Source organism: Micromonospora sp. FIMYZ51 (assembly GCF_038246755.1).
Classification (GTDB): Bacteria; Actinomycetota; Actinomycetes; order Mycobacteriales; family Micromonosporaceae; genus Micromonospora.
The window spans coordinates 6,009,447-6,030,648 of record NZ_CP134706.1 but is presented as its reverse complement, the minus strand read 5'-3'; the positions used below and the strand labels follow the sequence as shown (position 1 = coordinate 6,030,648).

The following is a 21,202-nucleotide window of genomic DNA, read 5'->3' as shown; positions in this document are numbered from 1 at the left end:
CGCGGTCCGGTCCGACGTCTGAGTGCGGTCCGGCCTGGCGTGTCCGGGCGCGGTCCGGTCCGACGTCTGAGTGCGGTCCGGCCTGGCGTGTCCGGGCGCGGGACGTCCCGCGCCCGGGCCGCGACCTCAGGCGCTGATGCTGGCCAGGTGTTGCTTGACCTGGTTGATCGAGGGGTTGGTGAGTGCACTGCCGTCGGCGAAGCGCAGCGTGGGGACGGTCTGGTTGCCGCCGTTGACGCCCATCACGAACTCGGCGGCTGCCGGATCCTGTTCGATGTCGACCACCTGGTAGGCGATCCCCTCCCGGTCGAGCTGCGACTTCAGCCGGTGGCAGTAGCCGCACCAGGGAGTGGAATACATGGTCAGCATGATGGGATCCTCCAGGGTCACGACCGGCTGCTTGCCGATCAGGTCGAGGCTATCCGCTGCAACGTCTGCGGCAGCTGAGACAATTCCCCGCTGTGGTGGTCAACTCCCCGTCCGAACGCGTGCTCGCCGGGCTCGATCCGGAGCAACGCGCGGCGGTGACCGCCCAGGCCGGTCCGGTCTGCGTGCTTGCCGGTGCGGGCACCGGCAAGACCCGGGCGGTCACGTCGCGGATCGCGTACCGGGCGCTGACCGGGGAGATATCCGCCCGGCATGTGCTCGCGGTCACCTTCACCGCCCGGGCCGCCGCGGAGCTGCGCCACCGCCTCGCGTCGCTCGGCGTGGCCGGCGTACAGGCGCGTACCTTCCACGCTGCGGCGTTGCGCCAGGTGCGGTACTTCGCGCCCCGGCTGCTCGACGGCCGGGCCATGCCCGAGCTGCTGGACAGCAAGGTCCGGCTGGTCACGCTGGCTGCGGCCCGAGCCGGCGTACGGGCCGACCGGACCGCCGCCCGGGACCTCGCCGGTGAGATCGAGTGGGCGAAGTCCGCCCTGGTCGAGCCGGGGGAGTACGTCGTGGCCGCGGCCAAGGCGCTGCGCGAGACACCGTACGAGCCGACGAAGGTGGCCGAGGTCTTCGGCGCGTACGAGAAGCTCAAACGCTCCGGTGGAGTGATCGACTTCGAGGACGTGCTGCGCGCTGCGGTCTGGGGCATCGAGGAGCATCCGGACGTCGCCGAGCAGGTCCGCAACCAGTACCGGCACTTCGTCGTCGACGAGTACCAGGACGTCAACCCGTTGCAGCAGCGGCTGCTGGACGCCTGGCTGGGCGGCCGGGACGACCTGACAGTTGTCGGCGACGCCAGCCAGACGATCTACTCGTTCACCGGGGCGACCTCGTCGTACCTGGTGGATTTTCCCCGCCGGCATCGCGGCGCCACCGTGGTCCGGCTGGTCCGGGACTACCGGTCCACCCCCCAGGTGGTCGGGCTCGCCAACGCGGTCATCTCGCAGGCACGGGGGACCGAGGCGCGGCTGCGGCTGGAGTTGGTCGGCCAGCGCCCGGCCGGTCCCGAGCCGGAACGACGGATCTTCACCGACGAGCCGGCCGAGGCGAACGCGGTCGCCGCCCGCTGCCGTGCGCTCATCGACGCGGGCACGCCGGCTCGGGAGATCGCGGTGCTGTTCCGCACCAACGCGCAGTCCGAGGCGTACGAGAAGGCGCTCGGCGAGGCCGGCGTGCCGTACGTGGTGCAGGGCGCCGAGCGGTTCTTCGAGCGGGTCGAGGTGCGCCAGGCGATGGTGGCGTTGCGCGCGGCCACCCGTGCCGTTCCCGGCGAGACCCCGCTGCCGGCGGCCGTGGTCGAGGCGCTCGCCGGCGTCGGCTGGGCGCCGGAGGCACCCCCGGCCGGTGGCGCCGCGCGCGAGCGGTGGGAGGCGCTCGCCGCGCTGGTCCAACTCGCCGAGGAGTACGCGGCCACCCCGCAACTGCTGCCGCTCGGCACGGCGGCCACGGTCGAGCGTCCGGTCACCCTTGCCGATTTCACCGACGAGCTGGCCCGGCGGGCGGCCCAGCAGCACGCGCCGACCGTGGAGGGGGTGACGCTTGCCTCCCTGCACTCGGCGAAGGGCCTGGAGTGGGACGCGGTGTTCCTGGTCGGCCTCGCCGAGGGCACGCTGCCCACCACGTACGCCCGCACGGCCGAGCAGGTCGAGGAGGAGCGGCGGCTGCTCTACGTCGGCATCACCCGGGCCCGTCAGTGGCTCTGGCTGTCGTACGCCGCTTCGCGGTCACCGGGCGGGCGGGCCCGGCGGCCGTGCCGTTTCCTGCCACAACTCGCCCCGTCCGGCACCACGGAGCGGGCCGCGGGCACCCGCTCGGCACCCGGCGCCCCGCGGCGCGCCAACCGGATCGTCTCCTGTCGGATCTGCGGCACCACCCTGCTCGCCGGGCCGGATCGCAAGCTCGGTCGCTGCGCCACCTGCCCCTCCGACATGGACGACGAACTGCACGAGCGGCTGCGTGAGTGGCGGGCCCGGGTGGCGGGCGCGCAGAAGGTGCCGGCGTACGTCGTCTTCACCGACGCGACGCTTGTGGCGCTCGCCGAACGGCGGCCGACCCGGGCGGAGGACCTCGTCGCGATCGCCGGTATCGGACCGCGCAAGCTGGGCCTCTACGGGGAGGCGGTACTGGCCCTGGTGAAGGGCGCGGCGGTGGACGAGATCTGCCCAGAGAAAAGTTTCTGAATCTCACCGTTAATTCGTTTGCCCTCGCGCCGCTGGCGGGCATAGCCTCAGGACACACCTCGCGAGGGGCCCTGTTCGGGCTGCTCACGGGGTTCGTGTCCGAGTCGATCGCGAGTGAACGTCAAGGAGGTGGCACCGATGGAGAGCTACGTCAACAAGCGTCCGATGGCGCTGCCCGTTGCCGTCGCTGCGCTGTCGGCTGCCCGGACCGCCGTGGCTCCGCTGCCGGCTGCCCAGACGGCCGTGGCTCCGCTGCCGGCTGCCCAGACGGCCGTGGCTCCGCTGCCGGCTGCCCAGGCTGTCGTGGCTCCGCTGTCGGCCGTTCGGGCGACCGTCGCTGTTGCGCGACCGTGGGCTCCGCAGACGCACCGGGTCGAGGTTCAGGCCGAGCTGATTCTCGCACCGATGCCGCATGGGCTCCAGGGGACCAGTGGCTTCACGGGCAAGGGCGTCGATGGCGCCAACAAGCGGATGGACGTCCGCGGTGTTCCACCTCGAGGTAGACCGGTCTGACCCCAGACCACCGGCTCACCTCGAGGCCGCGGAACCCGCATACCGGGATCCGCGGCCTCAGTTTTTTTTGCACCGCCGAAGTAGTCGGACCAGCGATCCACGAGATCGACACGAGAGAGAGGTGACCGGGAGATGAGTCTGGCGTTAGCCCCGCTCGACCTGACTGTCGAGATGGAGGCGAACCTGCCCTGCCGGAAGTTCGACCCTGACCTGTGGTTCTCCGACTCGCCCACCGAGCTGGAACTGGCCAAGTCGCTCTGCGGAGACTGCCCGCTGCGCGTCGAGTGCCTCGCCGGCGCGGTCGAGCGGGCCGAGCCCTGGGGCGTCTGGGGCGGCGAGATCTTCGAGCGTGGCGCGGTCGTTGCGCGCAAGCGGCCCCGTGGCCGCCCGCGCAAGGAGGACCTCGCCCGCGACGCCGCGCTTCAGGTCGAGGCCGAGGCGCGGCTGGCCGCCAATGGCCTCACCACGTCGCGCAGCGCCGTCCGGCTGGCTGCCTGACATGTTCCCGATCCGAACCAACCCCGCCGGTGTCGTACCGGCGACGAAAGAGCTGACCACCATGTCGCACCTTCCGAACGGAGTTTTCGAGATGCACCTACTCCAAGAAGCGTTGTCGAGGGCTCGAATGCTCCGGCCTCAGGCCGGTCGCACCACGAGCACTGAGGCAACCCGATCCGCCCGTACCGTCGCCATGGCCGGCCGCGCCCGGTCTGCCCGCGAGTTGGGCGTTCTCTAAGCTGCACCGCACCGCGGGCGGGGACGATGTCCCCGCCCGTTGGCGTGTCCGGCGCCGCTCAGCTGACCTGGGCGAAACCGGGCAGCCAGCGTTCCAGGATGCCCCGGTACGGCGCCTTGGCCTCCAGTTGGCACAGCACCCCGATCGAGCCGAGCGTCACCCGGTGGATGAGCAGGTACGACGGCGGCAGGTTGAGCTGTCGACTGAACTGGTACGCGGGCGACCGCGGACTGGCCAGCCGCGCGGCCTCGGCACGCAGCCAGGCCCGGGTGAACCGGAACTCGTCGGCGGCGATCGGTTCGAGCATCGGGCGCAGGAAGTCCAGCAGCGCCTGGGCGTCGACCGGTTCGTCGGAGCTGACGAAACCCTCGGCCCGCAGGCCGGCCACCACCTCGTCGGCATCGCCACGCAGGGCCAGTCCGGCGATCCGGCCGATCGGTTCCGGCGTGCCCTCCGGCATTCGGGCCACCGCGCCGAAGTCGATCACGCCGAGTCGGCCGTCGGGCAGCAGCCGGAAGTTGCCCGGATGCGGGTCGGCGTGCAGCAGCCCGGCTCGGGCCGGTGCAGAGAGATGCAGCGTGGCCATCAACCGGCCCGCCTCGTCGCGCTGCTGCTCGCTGCCGTCCCGGATGATCTCGGCCAGCGGAGTGCCCTCGATCCATTCGGTCACCAGGACCCGGGGCGAGGCGGAGAAGACCGCCGGCACGAAGATCTCCGGATCGTCGGCGTACGCGGCGGCGAAGGCCCGCTGTGACTCGGCCTCCAGCTCGTAGTCCAGTTCCTCCGTGATCCGTTCCCGTAGCTCGGCCAGCAGCGGCTTGACATCCAACCCCGGCTGGATGGCCCGGAACATGCCGCCGAGCCGGGAGAGCTGCTTGAGGTCGGCGAGCAGGGCGTCACCGGCACCGGGGTATTGGATCTTGACGGCCACGTCCCGACCGGTGCCGTCCGGCATCCGCCACACCGCACGGTGCACCTGGCCGATGCTGGCCGCCGCGGTGGGGGAGTCGTCGAAGGTCACGAACCTGTCCCGCCAGGCGGGACCCAGCTGGCTGGCCAGCACCTTGTGCACGCTGGCGGCGGGCAGCGGCGGCGCGGCCTCCTGAAGCTTGGTCAGGGCCTGTCGGTAGGGCGCGGCGACCTCTTCCGGCAGGGCCGCCTCGAAGACCGACAGCGCCTGACCGAACTTCATCGCCCCACCCTTGAGCTGGCCAAGGACGCTGAACAGCTGCTCGGCGGTGCGCTGCTGGATCTCCGCCGAGATCACGTCGGAGGCGAGGCCGGTGACGCGCTTTCCCATGCCGAGGACGGTCCGGCCGGCGAAGCCGAGCGGCAGAGCGGCTAGTTTGGCGGTGCGGGACACGGCCCGGCGCGGGATGTCGGTCACTTGGTCATTGTTACCGACTCGACGTGCCTGCTGCTGCTGTGCGGCGGGGTCGGCTGGACTGCACTGCCCGTTCGACCGCAGCCGCAGCGGGGGTGCGGCGGCCAGTGACGGTGCCGGAGGCTGCCCGCCGTGCCGACCTCGACCGCCCCGCCGAGGGTTTCCGGGGTGCCGCCGTCCAGTTGGCTGAGCGCCTGGCTCACCGCGTACCCGATGGCCGCCAGTTGCGTGCTCACGGCGCAGGTCGGGGTGGCCGGGGTGCTGGCGAGCTGGGCGGCGAGCACCGGCCAGTCGGGGTCCCGGTCGCCCCGGTGCAGGTCGAGGCAGTGCAAGCAGGGGCCAGCCGGTGGGCGGACCAACGGTCCGATCACCGGTACGCCCTCGCGTACGTCGACAAGCAGGTGTGGCCGCCGCCGCTGGGCGTGGGCCGCGGCCAGCAGCGCGGCCGGCCGGTCGGCACCGAGGAGGACCACCAGGTCCGGCCGGTGCCGGCGCAGCGGGCAGGTGCCGGTGCCAGGTGCCGTCCGGGCCAGCGCTGCCCGGGTCACCTCGCCGAGCGGACGCCCGATCTCGTCGGCTCCGATGCCGGTGCCGACCAGGTCGACCGGGCGGACCGGTCCGGGTAGGTCGGGATGAACGTGGCCGACGCCGGCCTGGGCCAGGGCGACGGCGATGGCGGCGCCGAACGGACCGGCGCCGGTGACGACCACCCGGGCGGCCAGGCGGCGCCGGAGCACCTGGGCCGGCGTGCCCGGCAGCCGGGCGGCGGTGAGCGCCAGGGCGCCGGCCTCGGCGGCGAGCCGGAGCCGGCGTGGTCCGGCGAGGTCCCGAGGCAGAAGTGTGTATCCGGGTACCACCAGCCCCGCGTCGCGCAGGGCGTCGAGCAGGGCGCGGGCGTGCTCGGCGGAGACCCCCGTGCGGGTCGCCCCGGCCAGGACGTGCCGTTCGCTGCGGGTGCCGTCGAGCAGGTCGAGCAGCCTTGTGGCGCGCGGGTCGGTGACCTCGACCAGGACGGCCCGCTCCTGACCGAGGCCGAGTTGCAGGGTGTGCCGGTTGCGCCAGAGTCGGCTCAGCCCGGGCAACAGGGTCGGGCGGGGAGACGGCGGGCGTTGTGTGGACGGCGACATGGCACGAACAGTTACCGATTCCATGCTGTCCGTCGATCGTTGTCCACAGGTGGGTGGCCCCAGATCCAGGGCTGTCCACAGGTTTCGGCGAGATATCCACAACCAGCCGGTAACCCAGTCGGCTCTCCGACAGTGTCCGGAAACGCGCGACGGGGTGGCCGTCGGCCACCCCGTCGCCCGGGACGCGAACGTCAGACCTTCGCCTTGCCCAGGATGCGGTTCACTGTTGTGCCGCACACCGGACACTTTCCCTTGGCCATGTTCATGCCGGTCTTGGAGACCTCGACGCGGCCTTCGAAGTCCCGCTTCTCTTTGCACTTGACGCAGTAACCGTTGTAGGTCTGGGCCTGGTCGGCCACGGTGTGCCTCCTCGTCTCGTCCGCCGGTCGGTACCCCTCCGGCGGGTTTCCCGGCGGCGGTCGCTGCCGCGTCCGGCGCTGGGCTTGCCGTGATCACCCACGTGACCACTGGTTGGCGGACCCTACCCAGGTGTGGGCGGTTCCATGTCAGCTGCGCATTGCCACTGTGAGCAAGGCGACGTCGAGAGTGTGCACGCCGGATCGGCCCAGATCAGCCAGTTTCGCGGGGACACGCCGACTGAGGGTCGGTAAATCCGCTGGTCGTGACGCTTGAGCCCGGCCGGGACCCCCGACGGCGGCGACCGGACGATGATCATCTAGGGTGTCGCTGGCGCGGCTGTGACAGCTCGCCGGCCAACACGAAGGGTGATCGTGACGTCGGCCTGGCGGTCCGGCAAGAAATTTTTCGGGACTCCTGGCGACCAATCACCATTTTTCGGGCGCGTGTCGCGGGTTGACCCTTGCGGACCCCTGGTCACACTGCATTAGCTTGCCATCGTGACAGCAAACCGAGGCTGCGCGGTCCACTGATGGCTGGGCCGCGGAAGCCGGTCGTCGAGGTACGGCGCAGCCAGCGCCGGCGACGCACGGTGTCCGCCTACCGAGACGGTGAACGAGTCGTCGTCCTCATCCCGGATCAGTTCTCCCGGGCGGAGGAGAGCGAGTGGGTCGATCGGATGCTCGCCCGGCTCGCCGCCCGGGAAGGGCGGCTGACCCGCTCGGACGCGGGGCTGCTGGACCGGGCCGCCCGGCTGATCAAGCTCTATCTGACCGATTACGGCGACCAGGCCGTGCCGGCCAGCGTCCGGTGGGTGAACAACCAGAACGGCCGGTGGGGCTCGTGTACCCCGGCGGACCGTTCGATCCGGCTCTCGCACCGGATCCAGGAGATGCCCGACTGGGTGATCGACTACGTGCTGCTGCACGAACTCGCCCACCTCATCGTGCCCAGTCACAACGCCCAGTTCTGGGCCCTGGTCGGCCGGTACCCGAAAACCGAACGCGCGCGGGGTTACCTGGAGGGCGTGGCGGCGGTCGCCGGCCCGCCCTGAACAGCCCCGCACCGCGCGCTGCCCGGGAGGTCCGGCGGGCGTAGGGTCGACGGATGGTCGTACGTGTGGTGGTGGCACTGCTCGCGCCGATCGGCTGGGCGCCGCCCGGCGTCGACCCGGTCCAGTGGCGCACAGCGCTCGCCGAGGACGTGGTGGACCTGCTCACCACGCTCAACCAGGTGGACACCGCGGTGGCGGTCACCCCGGCCGACCGGTGGCTGGCCGACGCGGTGATCTGGCCCGGCATGGCCGTTCACGAGGTGCCCGAGCCGACACCGAACGCCGTGTTCGCGGCGACGGCGGGCCGGTACGAGCAGGTTGCGGTGGTCGCCGGGGACGCGCCCGACCTGCCCGGTCTCACCGTCGGAAAGCTGCTGCGCCCGCTGACCAGCCGCCCGGTCGCGGTCGCACCGGTCGAGGGCAATCTGCCGGGGCTGCTGGGGGTGGCGGCCCGGCTGCCCGTACCGCAGTGGCTGCCGGCATTGGACATGGAGGCCGCGGTGCCGGCGACCGTGCGCGCGGCGGCACCCCGGCCGGGTGACCTGGCCGTGACACCGTCCTGGCACCGGCTGCGTGGGCCAGCGGACCTGGCCCGGCTCGACCCGGCTCTCGGCGGGTGGGAGAACACCCGCACCCTGCTCTCCGGGACCGGCCGACCCGGCTGAGCCCGAGGGCAACGGTCGCCGCCGGTCCGTCAGCGGCGGCCGTTGCGATGCAGCGACCGGCTCAGGAGCGCGGCTCGCCGCCGTCGCTGTCGTCGCGGCGGTCCGGCTCGCCCGGAGCCTGCTCCTGCGGCCCACCCGGCGCCTTCTCTTCCGGCCCGCCCGGCGCGGAGAAGTCGAAGTTCTCCAGCTCGGTCATCAGGTCGGTGTCGGCCATCGCGAAGGCCACCGGGTCGGCGAAGTCGTCGTCGGAGGGAAGCAGGTCCGGGTGCCCCCAGAGCGCGTCCCGGCCGGAGATGCCCCGATGCTCGGTGAGCGCCGCCCAGAGCGCGGCGGCCTCGCGCAGCCGGCGAGGACGTAGTTCCAGGCCGACCAGCGCGGCGAAGGTCTGCTCGGCGGGACCGCCGGCAGCCCGGCGACGGCGGAACGCCTCGCCCAGCGCCACCACGTTCGGCAGCCGACCGGCCGCCGCACCGTCGACCACGTGGCAGACCCAGCCCTCCACCAGGGCGAGGGCGGTCTCCAGCTGGGCCAGGGAAGCCTTCTGCGTCGGGCTGTCCTCCGGAGTGAAGATGCCCTCCAGGGCGATCGCCTGCATCGACTCCGGATCGGTCGGGTCGACCCGGCCCATCGCCTCCTCGATCGCCTCCCGGTTCACCCGGATCCCGGCGGCGTACGTCTCCACGGCGTTGAGCACGTGCCCGCGCAGCCATGGCACGTGCTCGAAGAGGCGCTGGTGCGCCGCCTCGCGCAGGGCCACGTAGAGGCGTACCTCGTCCTCGGCAAGCTCCAGGCCCGCGCCGTAGCTGCGGATGTTTGCCGGAATCAGCGCGGCCGTGCCGGCCGGGCCGAGCGGCAGGCCGATGTCGCCCGCGGAGAGCACCTCCGCGGCGAGCGAACCGAGTGCCTGACCGAGCTGGCCGCCGAAGAGCGCACCACCGAGGGTGGCCACCATCGACTGCATCGGGCCGAGCTGGGCCCGCGCCTCCGGCGGCACGAGGTCACCCATCGCGCCGACCATCCGGCTGGCCACCGGATCACAGAGCTTGCGCCAGACGTCGAGAGTCTTGAAGATCCACTCGTTCCGGTTCCAGGCCACCGCGGTCCGGATACCCGAGGGCAGCGCGGAGGCCGGCTCCAGCCAGAGGTCGGCGATGCGCAGCGCCTCCTCCACCGCGTTGCGCTCGTACGGCGAGACCGCCGGATCGCCCGCCGCGGCGAGCTGGCTGGCCGCGACCTGGCGGGCGAGGTCCCAGTTGACCGGCCCGCTTCCCGGCGCGGAGAGCAGGTGCTGCAACTGCGACATGAACTGCTGCATCTGCGCGGGGTCGTTGGGGTCGGGCGGCTGCCCACCCGGTAGCGCGAAACCGAACGGAATATCAGGCACGACGTCTACGGTACGCGGACGGCGCCCCAGGTGGCCGCCGCCACGGTTGCGCTGAGGGCGAAGTCGTCCTCGTGCCGACCGGGCGATCTCGCCCGGATCGGTACGCTCTGCCGCATGAGACGTCGCGGCGTGACCGTCCTGCTCGGTGCTCTGCTCACCGCTCTGCTCAGCATCGGGGTGCTCGGCGCGCCCGTACCGTACGTGGTGCTCGGTCCCGGTCCGACGGTGGACACGCTGGGTCAGGAGGACGGCAAGGAGGTGATCCAGGTCACCGGCCGGGAGACCTCCACCTCCGCCGGTCAACTACGGCTGACCACGGTCGGCGTGCAGCCCAACGTCAAGCTCCGCGCGGCGATCCAGGGCTGGCTCTCCGACGACCAGGCGGTGGTGCCGCGCGAGCTGGTCTACCCGCCGGGGGAGACCCGGGAAGAGGTCGAGCAGCGCAATGCCGAGGATTTCCAGGTCTCGCAGACCAGCGCGGAGACCGCTGCGCTGCGCGAGTTGGGTTACGAGGTGCAGGTCGTGGTCAAGACGGTGGCCGCCGACGGTCCGGCGGCCGGCGTGCTCCAGCCGGGGGACGTGGTGACCTCGGTGGACGGGGAACCGGTGCCGCTCGCGTCCCGGCTCACCGAACTGATCCGGTCGAAGCCGGCGGGCACGGCGCTGCGGATCGGCTACACCCGCGACGGCGCCGCCCGCACCGGCACCATCACCAGTCGCGAACAGGACGGCCGGCCCCGTATCGGCATCGAGATCGAGCAGCAGCAGCCGCACCCGTTCACCCTCTCCTTCGACCTCAAGGACATCGGTGGCCCCAGCGCGGGGCTGATGTTCGCCCTGGGCATCATCGACAAGTTGACCCCGGACGATCTCACCGGTGGCCAGATCATCGCGGGCACCGGCACCATCGACGACACCGGTCAGGTCGGCCCGATCGGCGGCATCCCGCAGAAGCTGGTCGGGGCGAAGGAGGCCGGCGCGACGGCCTTCCTGGTGCCGGCGGCCAACTGCGCCGAGGCGGTGCGTAACCGGCAGCCCGACCTGCCGTTGGTGAAGGTGGGTTCGCTCGACGAGGCGTTGACGGCGCTGGAGACCCTGCGTTCCGGTGGCGAACCGACCCACTGCTGATTCCCGGCGACACCTTGCGCGGAGGCTTTCAGGAACACCCCGTACTCTGGGTGCCTGGTCGGAGCCGATCACATCGAGCGTGCGGAGCCAACAGTGGTCATGCGTAGCAGCAGCCCCCTGCCGAGGATGAGCCGACGTGGACGCGTCACGATCGGTGTCCTGATCGGGGTGTTCATCCTATTCACCCTGCTCGGCTGGGGTGTCCAGGCCTGGACGGACTGGCTCTGGTTCTCCGAGGTCGACTACACCGGCGTCTTCCGTGGCGTGGTCGTCACCCGGCTGCTGCTCTTCCTGGCCGCCGCGCTGGCGATGGCGGCGATCGTGGGCGGCAACCTCTGGCTCGCGCAACGACTGCGCCCCCGCAACCGGCCGCACTCGCCCGAGCAGGCCACCCTGGAGCGGTACCGGATGCTGCTCGGCCCCCGGCTCGGGCTGTGGATCGTGGCAGCCGCCACGATCGTCGGTCTCTTCGCCGGGCTGTCGGCACAGAGCCGTTGGAACCAGTGGCTGCTCTTCCTGCACGGCGGTGAGTTCGGCGTCGACGACCCGGAGTTCGGCACCGACATCGGGTTCTACGTCTTCCAGCTGCCGTTCTGGCGGTTCCTGCTCGGCCTCGGCTTCACCGCGGTGGTCCTGGCCCTGATCGGCTCGTTGGCCATGCACTACCTCTTCGGCGGGGTACGCCTGCAAGGCGTCGGTGACCGGATGAGCAACGCCGCCCGAGCCCACCTGAGCTCGCTGGTCGCCGTCTTCGTCCTGCTCAAGGCAGTCGCGTACGTGCTTGACAGGCGTTCGATGCTGCTCGAGTACAACGACGGCGTGGGCGTCTACGGCGCCGGGTACGCCGACATCAACGCGCTGTTGCCGGCCAAGGAGATCCTGGCCTACATCTCCGTGGTGGTGGCGATCGCGATAATCGTGTTCTCCAACGCCTGGATGCGGAACCTGGTCTGGCCGGGCATCTCCCTGGCGCTGCTCGGTGTGTCGGCGGTGGCGATCGGCGGCATCTACCCCTGGGCGGTGCAGACCTTCGAGGTCAAGCCCAGCGCCCGGGACAAGGAAGCGCCGTACATCCAGCGCAGCATCGAGGCCACCCGCGCGGCGTACGGGTTGGACATCGCGCAACATTCGGCGTACGCGGCGAGCAACCTGACACCGCAGGAGAACCTGGCCACCGACACCGCGGTGGTGCCGAACGCCCGGTTGCTCGACCCGCAACTGGTGAGCGAGACCTACACCCAGCTCCAGCAGGTTCGGGGCTTCTACGACTTCGGCCCGAAGCTCGACATCGACAGGTACACGCTCGACGGCAAGACCCAGGACTACGTGGTCGGCGTACGTGAGATCAACTACAGCGAACTGACCGCCCAGCAGAGCAACTGGATCAACCGGCACACCGTCTACACCCACGGGTACGGCGTGGTCGCGGCGCCCGCGAACCGGGTGGTCTGCGGTGGCCAGCCGTTCTTCGTCTCCGGCTTCCTCGGCGAGCGGTCGCAGGAGTCCTGCTCCTCGCCCACCGACCTGATCCCGGCGAACCAGCCCCGGATCTACTACGGCGAGCGGATGACGGACGGCGACTACGCGATCGTCGGCAAGCCCAACCCGGACGCCAACCCGGCCGAGTTCGACCGGCCCGCCGGCGAGAGCGGCGAGGGGCGCGAGTCGTACTACACCTACACCGGTTCCGGCGGCGTCGAGATCGGGTCGTTCACCCGCCGACTGCTCTACGCGATCAAGGAGCAGGAGGCGAACTTCCTGCTCTCCGAGGCGGTCAACGAGAACTCCAAGCTGCTCTACGTGCGTAACCCCCGGGACCGGGTGGAGAAGGTCGCCCCGTTCCTCACCCTCGACGGCGACCCGTACCCGGCGATCGTGGACGGCCGGGTGCAGTGGATCGTGGACGGCTACACCACCGCCGCCACCTTCCCGTACGCCGAGCGGGTCAACCTCCAGCAGGAGACCACCGACGAGCTGACCGGCCGCGGCACCATCCAGCTGGCCCGGGAGAACGTCAACTACATCCGTAACTCGGTAAAGGCGACAGTCGACGCGTACGACGGCACGGTCACCCTCTACGAGTTCGACGAGAACGACCCGGTGCTCAAGGCATGGAACAAGGCGTTCGGCGGTGATCTGATCAAGCCGCGGGCGGAGATCCCGCCGTCGCTTGTCGAGCACTTCCGCTACCCGGCCGACCTGTTCAAGGTGCAGCGCAACCTGCTCACCCGGTTCCACGTCACCGACCCGGGCGACTTCTACTCCGGCCAGGACTTCTGGCAGGTGCCGAACGTGCCCGACGCGCCGGACAGCGGAGTGAAGCAGCCGCCGTACTACCTCTACACCCAGTTCCCCGAGCAGGAGGAGCCGCGCTTCCAGTTGACAAGCGCGGTCACCCCGAACGGGCGGCAGAACCTGGCCGCGCTGATCTCCGGGTCGTACCAGGACGGGCGGCCGACGTTGCAGGTGCTGGAACTGCCCGACCAGACCCGCGTCTCGGGTCCGGTGCAGGTGCACCAACAGATGACCAACAACGCAAACATCCGGCAGCAGTTGAACCTGCTCTCCTCGAACCAGGCTCAGGTGCAGTACGGCAATCTGCTCTCGCTGCCCTTCGGCAACGGCATGCTCTACGTGGAGCCGGTCTACGTGAAGAGCAACCAGCAGGACGCGTACCCGCTGTTGCAGAAGGTGCTGCTGTCGTACGGCGACGGCGGTTCGTTCGTGGTGCTTGCCGACAACCCGGCCGACGGCATCAAGCAACTCGTCGAACAGGGCAAGCGGGCCGCCGCCGGCAACCCGCCGCCGGCCACGGAGGAGCCACCGGGCGACGGTGAGGAGCCGCCAGCGTCGCCACCCGCCTCGCCGCCGACGAACGAGGCGCCGCCGCTCACCGGCGAGCTGGGGGTGGCCGCGAACCAGGTGCAGGCCGCGATCACGGAGGTGCGGGCCGCGCAGGCGTCCGGCGACTTCGAGCGGTACGGCCGCGCGCTGAAGGCCCTGGACGAAGCGCTCACCGCGTTCCAGCAGGCTCAGCAGGCGGCCGGCGGCACCCCGTCGACCCCGGCGCCGACCGGCAGCCCCTCGCCGAGCGGCTGACGTACCACCGAACAGGGCCCGCGGCCCGGCGATCCCTGGTCGCCGCCGCGGGCCTCTTCGGTTGTCCGATCCGTCGGCTCGCCCGGTCGTTCCGTGGGTCGTTTTGCGGTGGCCGGGGTGGGTGCGCTACGGTGGATCTACCGACGCGGGGTGGAGCAGCTCGGTAGCTCGCTGGGCTCATAACCCAGAGGTCGCAGGTTCAAATCCTGTCCCCGCTACCACCGCAGAACGGCCCCGGACCAGTCCGGGGCCGTTCTCCTGTTCCTGGCCGGAATGCTCCGGCAAGGCCCCTCCGGGCCAGCTCGTGGCCCTGCCGGAACGGGGTGGGGTGGGGCGGATGAGGGCGCTGCGGCGGGTGGGGTAAGGTTGTTTCTACCGACGCGGGGTGGAGCAGCTCGGTAGCTCGCTGGGCTCATAACCCAGAGGTCGCAGGTTCAAATCCTGTCCCCGCTACTGCCAGACCAGAGGTCCCGGATTCGTCCGGGACCTCTGGTCGTTTCGGCGCCTGGCCACGCGTCGGGGTCGAGGCCGAGCCGCGACACGGGTCCCGATCGTCGCCGCAGGGTTGCCCGGGTCGGCGAGGATGGGCGCATGTCTTCCTTCGGCAAATGGTGGGGGCGGCTCGGCACGCTCCTGGGGACGGTCGTGTTGTCGCTGTACGTGCCGGTGGCCGCGTGGGCCTCCACCGGCACCGGCGAGCTGGTCGTCGAGGCCGCCCGGCGGCGCGGGCGCGGCTTCGGTTTCTTCGGTTTCCTGAGCCTGCTCTGCTGCCTGCTGGTGGTCGGTGTGATCGTTCTGCTGGTGATCCGGATGACCCGTGGCCGCCGACGCTGACGCGCTCCGGCGGGTTAATAAGGGGCCCTTCCTATACCGCAGGCGTTAATAAGGGGCCCTTCCTTGCTGTGGTCTACTTGTCGCCGTGGAACTTCTGCACTCCGGCAAGGTGAGGGACCTCTACGCCGACGGGGACGACCTGATCCTGGTCGCCTCGGACCGCGTCTCCGTCTACGACGTGGTGCTGCCCACTCCGATCCCGGACAAGGGCAAGCTGCTCACCGCGCTGTCGCTGTGGTGGTTCGAGCAGTTGGCGGACCTGGTGCCCAACCACGTCATCTCCGCCACCGATGTGCCGGCGCAGTTCGCCGGTCGGGCGATCCGCTGCCGCCGGCTGGAGATGGTCCCGGTCGAGTGCGTCGCCCGGGGCTACCTCACCGGCGGCGGGCTGAAGGAGTACGAGAGCAGCGGCGCGGTCTCCGGCGTCGAACTGCCGCGCGGCCTGGTCGAGGCGGCCATCCTGCCGGAGCCGATCTTCACCCCGTCGACAAAGGCGCCGATGGGTGAGCACGACCAGCCGATGACCTACGCCGAGGTGGTCGACAAGGTCGGCGCGGAGACCGCCGAGCGGCTGCGGCAGATCACCATCGACATCTACTGCCGGGGTGCCGAACTCGCCGCCGACCGGGGCATCCTGGTCGCCGACACCAAGATCGAACTGGGCTGGGCGGCCGACGGCACCCTGGTCCTCGGCGACGAGGTGCTCACCCCGGACTCGTCCCGATTCTGGCCTGCCGAGTCGTACCAGCCGGGTCGGACGCAGTTCTCCTACGACAAGCAGTACGTCCGGGACTGGGCGATGGCCAGCGGCTGGGACCGGCGGGATCCGGCGCCCGAGGTGCCCGCCGAGGTGGTGGACGCCACCCGCGCCCGCTACGTCGAGGTCTACGAGAAGCTCACCGGCCAGCGCTGGGACTGACCCCGTCGACGGGGATCGTCCGCCGGCCCGTGCGCCCGCTCAGTCCTGCCGGTGCCGGCCGATGTGCTGCTCGGTGGGCACGGTCGCGGTGACGATGCGTACCGTGGTGCCGGCCGATCCGGTCTCGACCTCCATCGCGTCGGTCAACTCGCGGGCCAGCCAGAGCCCCCAACCGCCAGCGGTGTCGGGTGCCGGCCGGTTGCGGTTGTCGAGGCGCTGGACGCTGATGCCCGTGCCGTGGTCGGAGACCTCGCAGAGCAGCAGGCCGGGTTCCTGCCACAGCCGCAGCCAGCCCTGACCGCCACCGTGCCGCACGGCGTTGGTGATCAGCTCGTTGACGGCCAGCACGAAGTCGTCCAGACGATCGTCGCGCAGCCCAACGGAGCGTGCGCAGGAGGCGACCGAGTGTCGAAGCTCGGTCACCTGGGCCTGGTCGAAGGCGTCGGCGATCAGGAGGGCGTGTTCGATGGGCACCACCGTACGCGGTCTGCGGGGTTGTGCGTTCGTCATGGCCCTGTCCCGACGGAGATCGCGGAGGTCTTACGCGGCATTTTCCACCGTACGTCAGGATTCGCTCGACCGCTCGGCCGAGGGGCGCCGGAAACGCCCCCTGTGGCATCGTGACGCTCGTGTCCGCGCCCGGTGGTTTCGAGGTCCCGCTCTGGCGGGCCATCGCGGTGTACCGGATGGCCTCCCTGGCGTACGTCTGCGTGGTGGTGACCCGGGACGCGGACCGCTACGCCCACCCGCTCGCCGCTGGCGCGCTGGTGTTGGTGATGGGGGTCTGGACCGCCGTCACCGCGGTCAACTACGCCGTGCCGGCCCGGCGTGGCTGGCCGCTGCTGCTTGCCGATCTGGGGGTCGTCCTGGCCATCCTGCTGGTCACCCCCGCGGTGATGGGCCGGCCCGCGCTCGCCGCCGGATTACCGACCCTGGCGGTGGCCTGGCTGGGCGGGCCGGTACTCGCCTGGGCCGTCTGTGGCGGGCGGCGCCGGGGCGTGACGGCGGCGCTCGTGCTCGGCGCAGCCGACCTCGCGACCCGGGGCATACTCACCCCGAGCGCGCTCAACGGTGCGATCCTGATGCTGCTCGCGGGCGTGGTCGTCGGGCACGTCGCCCGGCTGGCGGCGACCACCGAGGAACGGTTGCAGCGGGCGGTCGAGTTGGAGGCCGCAAACCGGGAACGGGAACGGCTGGCCCGCGACATCCACGACTCGGTGCTCCAGGTGCTCGCCCTGGTGCAGCGGCGCGGTGCTCGCCTCGACGGCGAGGCGGGGGAACTTGCCCGGCTGGCCGGCGAGCAGGAGGCGGCGCTGCGCGCGTTGATCTCCGGCGCCGGGCCGGTCCCGGCCGGTGCCGCCGATGCTCCGGTGGACCTGCGTGGGTTGCTCGGCCGGTACGCCTCGGCCACCGTCTCGCTCTCCGCCCCGGCCACCCCGGTGCCGCTGCCGCCGACGGTCGCCCGGGAACTGGCCGCCGCGACCGGCGCGGCCCTGGACAACGTGGCCCGACACGGTGGCGGGCGCGCCTGGATATTGATTGAGGACGAAGGTTCGGCGGTCACCGTGTCGATCCGCGACGAGGGACCCGGCTTCGCACCGGACCGGCTCACCGAGGCTGCGGCCCAGGGGCGGCTCGGCGTGGCCCAGGCCATCCGGGGACGTCTGACCGATCTCGGGGGTACCGCCCAGATCAGCTCCACCCCGGGCAGCGGCACCGAGGTGGAACTCACCGTGCCGAGGAGACGATCGTGAGCGGCGTACGTGTGATGGTGGTCGACGACCACCCGATGTGGCGGGAAGGCGTGGCCCGCGATCTCGCCGAGGCCGGCTACCAGGTGGTGGCCAGCTGCGGGGAGGGACGCCAGGCGGTCCGGGTGGCCGCCGCCACCGCGCCCGACGTGGTGGTGCTCGACCTGCAACTGCCGGACATCTCCGGGGTGGAGGTGATCCGGGGACTGCGCGCGGCCCGACCCGAGGTCCGGGTGCTCATGCTCTCGGCCAGCGGCGAGGAGCAGGACGTGCTGGAGGCGGTGAAGGCCGGCGCCACCGGCTACCTGTTGAAGTCCGCCGGGCTGGCGGAGTTCCTGGCGGCGGTGCGCCGGACCGCCGACGGGGCGCCGGTCTTCACGCCCGGACTGGCCGGGCTGGTCCTCGGCGAGTACCGCCGGCTGGCCGCCGGGCAGCGCGAAGCGGGCCCGGCCGCACCAGCGGCACCCCGGCTCACCGAACGGGAGACCGAGGTGCTGCGGCTGGTCGCGAAGGGGCTGTCCTACAAGCAGATCGCCGAACGCCTCGGCCTGTCCCACCGCACGGGTGCAGAACCACGTGCAGCACACGCTCGGCAAGCTCCAACTGCACAACCGGGTCGAACTCACCCGGTACGCGATCGAACGCGGCCTGGACGACTGAACGGGACCGCTCGGCGAGCCCGTCGAACCGGCATCAGACCGAGTGCGGTGGCTGGGTCTCGTGGATCGCCAGTTCCTCGGCGCTGGCACCGCCGCCGGCCGCTCCCGCGTCGTACGCGATCGAATCGGTCTCCTGGTCGGTGTGGGCCCCCTCGTCCGGTTGGACCAGCCGGCCCACCGTGGCGTCGGCTACGCTGCCGAGCTGGCCGTGGTCGTAGAGCGAGACCGGTGAGTTCGGGTCGGAGGTGGGGCCCGGGTCCATCACGTCGGCGTCGAGTTGGGCCTGTGCCGCCTGCTCGCGGCTGTCCGCCTCGGCCGCGATGGCCGGGTCGACCGGGCCGGCGAGCGGGTCGTCGACTGCCGGTTCGAGCTGTTCCCGGCTCAGCTTGTAGTCCAACGACTCGCCGTCGAGCTGCTCCTCGGCGGTGGTACCGAACTCGTCCACGGCCACCGTCGCCGAGCGGTCGCCGGGCAACTGCGCCGGTGCCGGACCGTCCGCCTCCCGTCCGGTCAGCACATCGTCACCGGCCGTCGAGTCGTCGTCGGCGGTGTCCGGCAGACCGTCGGCCTCGGGATCGGAGACGGGGGTGGGGTACTCGTCCTCGCGCATGTCTGATCACTACCCGCTGCTCTGCCGGCGTAACCGCCGCCACCCACCGAAGGCGGCGGTGATCCGGACCAGCTGACGGCGTCGGCCGTGCCAGCCGCCCGTCGACCGGGCCTCGCCGGTGGGCCGGAAGAGGTTCCCGGCGGTGTCCCACTCGGTGCCGGCGGTGAACTGGGTGCGCTGGGCGTACCAGCCGAGGAGCCGCTCGGCCACCGCCGGTGCGAGCCGCCACTGGAGGCCGATCAGGCGGGCCCCACCGCCCACGTACGCCTCACGGCGGGGCCGGCGCAGCAGCCGGACGACGGTCTTCGCGACCAACTCCGGCGGGTACACCGGTGGGGGTGGCGCCCACTGGCGGCCACTGTGGTTGGCGGCGTGCCGGAAGAACGGGGTGTCGATGGCGGCCGGCAGCAGCGTGCAGATCGAGATGGCGCTCCGGCCGGTGACCCGTAGCTCCTGGCGGATCGTGTCGGCGAGCCCGCGGATGCCGTGCTTGGCGGTGTTGTAGGCGGACTGGTAGGGCATCGCCACCTCGGCCAGCACCGAAGCGTTGTTGATCACGACGCCACCGCCGGCCGCGCCGAGCCGGGGCAGGGCGGCCCGGATGCCGTACGCGGTGCCGAGCAGGTCCACCTCCAGCACCCGGCGGAACTGCGCGGTCGGGATCTCGTCGAAGAGCCCGACCACGCCGACCGCCGCGTTGTTGATCCAGGCGTCGATCCGGCCGAACTGGGCGGTGGCGGTGGCGGCGAGCCGCTCGACCGCCTCCGGGTCGGTCACATCCGTGGGTACGACGAGCGCCCGTCCGCCCAGCTCACGGCAGCGCCGTGCGACCTCGTGCAAGGCCGACTCGGTGCGCGCGGCCAGCACCACGGCGCTGCCCTGACGAGCCAGGGCGTACGCGGTCTCCGCGCCGATCCCGCTGGAGGCACCAGTGATCACGACGGTGGCGTCGGCGAGCGGACGGGTCAGGGGCATTCTGCCTCGGTACCCCGCGTTGCCGGGGAGCATGCCGCTGGTCACATGCGGATCTGCCAGGTTTCGGCTCCTCGGGGGCGGGTTAATGGGACGCTCTGACCGGAGGACCACCGCCCAATCACGCATGGAGGTGACCCATGCGCGTCGGCCTCGTCTGTGCCCACGCCGCTGCGCCGCCCTCCGGCGACGGTACCGTCGTCGGCACCTACCAGCACATCGCACGGGTCGCCGCCGAACTGGTGGGGCGAGGTCATGACGTCCGGGTCTACACCCGGCGGGACGATCCGGAATCCGCCGAGAGCGACGCCGTGGACGGTTACCGGGTGCACCGGGCACCGGTCGGCCCGGTCGCCCCGATTCCCACCGCCGAGCTGGTGCCGTACGTGGCCGAGCTGGGCCAGTGGCTGGCCGACCAGTGGGCCGGTGACTGGACTCCGGAAGTGGTGCACGGGCACTACTGGATCGGCGGCCTGGCCGCCGCGCACGCCGTCCGGCAGACCGACATTCCGGTGGTGCAGACGTTCCACTCGATCGGCATGGAGCAACTGCGGCACCTCGGCCCGCAGTACGACGGTCCGGGCAACCGCATCCCGCTGGAGCGGGCGCTGACCAGGGCCATCGACATCGCGGTCGCCCAGTGCAACGACGAGGTGGACGAGCTGACCCGGATGGGCCTGCAACGTACCTCGGTCGCCATGGTCCCCACCGGCGTGGACACCGAGCGGTTCCGTCCCGACGGCGAGGCCGCTCCGCGCGACCAGCGGCCTCGCATCCTGTCGGTGGGTGGGCTCTCGCCCGGCCACGGCCAGGAGGACCTGATCCGGGCCATGCGTCTGGTTGGCGACGCGGAGCTGGTGATCGCCGGTGGACCGCCGGCCGACCGGCTGGACAACCACGCCGAGGCCCGCCGGCTGCGCGAGCTGGCCGAGCGTGCGGGCGTGACCGAGCAGGTGCACCTGGTGGGCGCGGTGCCGCACGACCAGATGGCCACCTGGTACCGCTCGGCCGACGTGGTCGCCTGCACTCCGCGCTACTCGTCGGCCGGCCGGGTGTCGCTGGAGGCGATGGCGTGCGGTGTCCCGGTGGTCGGCTACGCCATGGGTGGCATTGCCGACGCCGTGGTCGACGAGGTCACCGGCAAGCTGGTGCCACCGGGCGACGTACGCACCCTCGGGATGACGCTGCGTCGGCTGCTCACCGACAATGCGGGCCGGTTCGCGTACGGGCACGCCGCGGTGGACCGGGTGCGGTGCAGCTACACCTGGGAACGGACCGCCGCCGCGTTGGAGCGGCTCTACGAGCGGGTGGTCGGCCGGCGGAAACCGGTCGAGGCGGCCTGACCCGGCCTGCGGTGTTAAGAAGGGGCCCCGCCTATACCTGAGGCGTTAAGAAGGG

General features: G+C 71.5%; 19 protein-coding genes, 2 tRNA genes and 1 pseudogene. 14 read left to right on the top strand and 8 right to left on the bottom strand.

All coding sequences use genetic code 11. From position 1 onward, the window contains the following. Positions 1-126 precede the first annotated feature (126 nt). A complete protein-coding gene (locus QQG74_RS26995; RefSeq protein WP_341721402.1) occupies positions 127-369 on the bottom strand; it encodes a mycoredoxin in 243 nt (80 codons plus the stop codon). Positions 370-461: 92 nt separating this feature from the next. On the opposite strand from QQG74_RS26995, the gene QQG74_RS26990 reads away from it, so the two are divergent. The 3 genes from QQG74_RS26990 (at position 462) to QQG74_RS26980 (ending at position 3,623) form a co-directional block, all read left to right on the top strand. Continuing rightward, positions 462-2,612 carry an ATP-dependent DNA helicase UvrD2 gene (locus QQG74_RS26990; protein WP_341717491.1) on the top strand — a complete coding sequence of 717 codons (2,151 nt, stop codon included), beginning with the start codon at positions 462-464 and terminating at the stop codon, positions 2,610-2,612. 282 nt (positions 2,613-2,894) lie between these two features. Further along, a complete protein-coding gene (locus tag QQG74_RS26985) occupies positions 2,895-3,125 on the top strand; it encodes a hypothetical protein (protein ID WP_341721401.1) in 231 nt (76 codons plus the stop codon). Positions 3,126-3,257: 132 nt separating this feature from the next. Further along, entirely contained in the window at positions 3,258-3,623 is a 366-nt protein-coding gene (locus QQG74_RS26980; protein WP_341717490.1) for a WhiB family transcriptional regulator, read from the top strand. Positions 3,624-3,919: 296 nt separating this feature from the next. Here QQG74_RS26980 and QQG74_RS26975 read toward each other — a convergent pair whose 3' ends face one another. The 3 genes from QQG74_RS26975 to QQG74_RS26965 all read right to left on the bottom strand — a co-directional run bounded on the left by QQG74_RS26975 (position 3,920) and on the right by QQG74_RS26965 (position 6,731). Next, positions 3,920-5,248, bottom strand: coding sequence for an AarF/ABC1/UbiB kinase family protein (locus QQG74_RS26975; protein ID WP_341717489.1), 1,329 nt, complete (start codon positions 5,246-5,248; stop codon positions 3,920-3,922). Continuing rightward, on the bottom strand, positions 5,245-6,372 hold the full coding sequence (locus tag QQG74_RS26970; RefSeq protein WP_341717488.1) for a TOMM precursor leader peptide-binding protein: 1,128 nt from the start codon (positions 6,370-6,372) through the stop codon (positions 5,245-5,247). Before QQG74_RS26970 ends, QQG74_RS26975 begins: the two co-directional genes overlap by 4 nt. 191 nt (positions 6,373-6,563) lie before the next feature. Continuing rightward, on the bottom strand, positions 6,564-6,731 hold the full coding sequence (locus QQG74_RS26965; protein WP_012014940.1) for a DUF5679 domain-containing protein: 168 nt from the start codon (positions 6,729-6,731) through the stop codon (positions 6,564-6,566). 530 nt (positions 6,732-7,261) lie between these two features. Between QQG74_RS26965 and QQG74_RS26960 the strand changes: the two genes are divergently transcribed. After that, positions 7,262-7,783 (top strand): M48 family metallopeptidase, encoded by a 522-nt coding sequence (locus tag QQG74_RS26960; protein ID WP_341717487.1) that lies wholly within the window; start codon positions 7,262-7,264, stop codon positions 7,781-7,783. A 53-nt stretch (positions 7,784-7,836) separates the two neighbouring features. Continuing rightward, on the top strand, positions 7,837-8,448 hold the full coding sequence (locus QQG74_RS26955) for a hypothetical protein (RefSeq protein WP_341717486.1): 612 nt from the start codon (positions 7,837-7,839) through the stop codon (positions 8,446-8,448). 61 nt (positions 8,449-8,509) lie between these two features. Here QQG74_RS26955 and QQG74_RS26950 read toward each other — a convergent pair whose 3' ends face one another. After that, positions 8,510-9,832, bottom strand: coding sequence for a zinc-dependent metalloprotease (locus QQG74_RS26950; protein WP_341717485.1), 1,323 nt, complete (start codon positions 9,830-9,832; stop codon positions 8,510-8,512). Between the two features lie 114 nt (positions 9,833-9,946). On the opposite strand from QQG74_RS26950, the gene QQG74_RS26945 reads away from it, so the two are divergent. The 6 genes from QQG74_RS26945 (at position 9,947) to QQG74_RS26920 (ending at position 15,812) form a co-directional block, all read left to right on the top strand. Then, positions 9,947-10,960, top strand: a complete 1,014-nt coding sequence (locus QQG74_RS26945; RefSeq protein WP_341717484.1) for a PDZ domain-containing protein — start codon at positions 9,947-9,949, stop codon at positions 10,958-10,960. Positions 10,961-11,059: 99 nt separating this feature from the next. Next, positions 11,060-14,059, top strand: a complete 3,000-nt coding sequence (locus tag QQG74_RS26940; RefSeq protein WP_341717483.1) for a UPF0182 family protein — start codon at positions 11,060-11,062, stop codon at positions 14,057-14,059. A gap of 144 nt (positions 14,060-14,203) precedes the next feature. Beyond that, positions 14,204-14,280, top strand: a tRNA-Met gene (locus QQG74_RS26935). 158 nt (positions 14,281-14,438) lie between these two features. Further along, positions 14,439-14,512: transfer RNA gene (locus QQG74_RS26930), tRNA-Met, on the top strand. 138 nt (positions 14,513-14,650) lie between these two features. Then, positions 14,651-14,893, top strand: a complete 243-nt coding sequence (locus tag QQG74_RS26925) for a hypothetical protein (RefSeq protein ID WP_341717482.1) — start codon at positions 14,651-14,653, stop codon at positions 14,891-14,893. A gap of 85 nt (positions 14,894-14,978) precedes the next feature. After that, positions 14,979-15,812 carry a phosphoribosylaminoimidazolesuccinocarboxamide synthase gene (locus tag QQG74_RS26920; protein WP_341717481.1) on the top strand — a complete coding sequence of 278 codons (834 nt, stop codon included), beginning with the start codon at positions 14,979-14,981 and terminating at the stop codon, positions 15,810-15,812. Positions 15,813-15,851: 39 nt separating this feature from the next. On the opposite strand, the gene QQG74_RS26915 is transcribed toward QQG74_RS26920, so the two are convergent. After that, on the bottom strand, positions 15,852-16,322 hold the full coding sequence (locus QQG74_RS26915; protein ID WP_341717480.1) for an ATP-binding protein: 471 nt from the start codon (positions 16,320-16,322) through the stop codon (positions 15,852-15,854). Positions 16,323-16,429: 107 nt separating this feature from the next. Between QQG74_RS26915 and QQG74_RS26910 the strand changes: the two genes are divergently transcribed. After that, positions 16,430-17,566, top strand: a complete 1,137-nt coding sequence (locus tag QQG74_RS26910; protein WP_341721400.1) for a DUF5931 domain-containing protein — start codon at positions 16,430-16,432, stop codon at positions 17,564-17,566. A 14-nt stretch (positions 17,567-17,580) separates the two neighbouring features. After that, positions 17,581-18,223, top strand: a pseudogene (locus QQG74_RS26905) (response regulator transcription factor). A gap of 33 nt (positions 18,224-18,256) precedes the next feature. Here the strand turns inward: QQG74_RS26905 and QQG74_RS26900 are convergent. Together QQG74_RS26900 and QQG74_RS26895 are read right to left on the bottom strand one after the other, a co-directional pair. After that, complete coding sequence (locus QQG74_RS26900) at positions 18,257-18,832, bottom strand: DUF5709 domain-containing protein (RefSeq protein ID WP_341717479.1); 576 nt, start codon at positions 18,830-18,832, stop codon at positions 18,257-18,259. A 9-nt stretch (positions 18,833-18,841) separates the two neighbouring features. Then, positions 18,842-19,807 carry an SDR family oxidoreductase gene (locus tag QQG74_RS26895; RefSeq protein ID WP_341717478.1) on the bottom strand — a complete coding sequence of 322 codons (966 nt, stop codon included), beginning with the start codon at positions 19,805-19,807 and terminating at the stop codon, positions 18,842-18,844. Between the two features lie 137 nt (positions 19,808-19,944). Between QQG74_RS26895 and QQG74_RS26890 the strand changes: the two genes are divergently transcribed. Beyond that, positions 19,945-21,147, top strand: coding sequence for a glycosyltransferase (locus QQG74_RS26890; protein WP_341717477.1), 1,203 nt, complete (start codon positions 19,945-19,947; stop codon positions 21,145-21,147). Positions 21,148-21,202 lie beyond the last annotated feature (55 nt).